General features: G+C 40.4%; 1 protein-coding gene and 2 riboswitches. The gene reads right to left on the minus strand.

Annotated features, from left to right (window positions below):
- Positions 1-285: 285 nt before the first annotated feature.
- Positions 286-1,092, minus strand: a complete 807-nt coding sequence (locus tag ACFVU8_RS23570; RefSeq protein ID WP_387430542.1) for a transglutaminase domain-containing protein — start codon at positions 1,090-1,092, stop codon at positions 286-288.
- Between the two features lie 13 nt (positions 1,093-1,105).
- Positions 1,106-1,186: riboswitch (cyclic di-GMP riboswitch) on the minus strand.
- A gap of 75 nt (positions 1,187-1,261) precedes the next feature.
- Positions 1,262-1,342: riboswitch (cyclic di-GMP riboswitch) on the minus strand.
- Between the last annotated feature and the right edge of the window lie 15 nt (positions 1,343-1,357).

The raw sequence follows: 1,357 nt of genomic DNA on the forward strand, positions 1-1,357 counted from the left end.
CTCACTTTCGTGAATTCGATACTCACTCGTTGTTCAGTTTTCAAAGATCAAGCTGTTCTCGTTGTCCGCTTAATGTCTCAGCAGCAACTCTTATAATATAACACGTTATTCTCAGAAGCGCAAGTACTTTTTTTGAAATTCTTTTTTCAATCATTTCACAGCACTTTTCTCTGCTCAACAACGCTTTTACATAATACCCTATCTTTCAACAAAAAAGCAACCCTTAATATAAAAAAAACAACCTGCTTAATAATTAAGCAGGTTGTTTAGTATGTTCTATGCATTTTAATAGAATTTAGCTGCAGTGTATTTACTAGAACTTTTGATCAGATCATTCTGAGCGCTTTTGCCCAGCCCGGCATCTACAGTTGTATCGATCGTCACCCATTTACCATCAATCAGCACTTCATTCCAGGCATGGTATTGAGCAACATAACTAGTATTCCCCATAACCAGTTTAGTAGGAACCCCTACACTACGAGACATTGCAGCAAACAGAGAAGCGTAATCGTAGCAAATGCCCTTTTTACTGGTCAGTGTATTATTGATATTAGGAATGTAGTCGGTAGTCACACTATTAGCCAACGAGTAATCATATTTCACATTGGCAACGATGTAATCATGAATAGCTTGTACTTTTCCTTGCACAGTTGTTTTGCCTTCTGTAAGCTGTTTGGCTTTAAGAATAGCAATATCGGAAGAATTCCATTTCACGTTCTGAACGGAACCCAAGTATACAGCGTTAGTGTCGTTAAGCGACAGATCCAAAGTTTCTGAGTAGACCGATTTATATTTGTTGCCCGTTGTATTCTCCAGAACAGATACTTTATAAGAGCCATTACCTTGTTGGAGCGGGAAAGATTCGACTTGCTGTGAGGAATAAAGATTATAAGTGTAGCTGTTGTTGTCCTTCGTAATCATGACCTTGATGCGTTTATCCTTCGGAACATCATATTGGATTCCTACCACGCCTTGACTTAGCTTCGAAGTATCCAACCACTTAGCATCCGCACTTGCAGCGCTTGCTGAAGTGACATTAACAGAGGTGACCATTACAAACAGGGCCATTAATGCAAAATAAAACTTTTTCATGGATAAAACCCCTTTCGGTAGCTGGCTGCCATCCTTACGGGAAGGCCCTTTAGCTTTGCGTCCCTACCTTTCGATAGGTTTGCCGTTATCGTATAAGCTTTATCTATCCTCGCATCTACTAGAGAACTACTAGATTGACCATGGAAAGACAACAAAAAAAGCCTCTGCGTTCGGTAGCTGGCTGCCATCCTTACGGGAAGGCCCTTTAGCTTTGCGTCCCTACCTTTCGATAGGTTTGCCGTTATCGTGTTTAGCTTTCTAAGTT

It is taken from the genome of Paenibacillus sp. NPDC058177, assembly GCF_042883835.1.
GTDB classification, from domain to species: Bacteria; Bacillota; Bacilli; order Paenibacillales; family Paenibacillaceae; genus Paenibacillus_AQ; species Paenibacillus_AQ agri.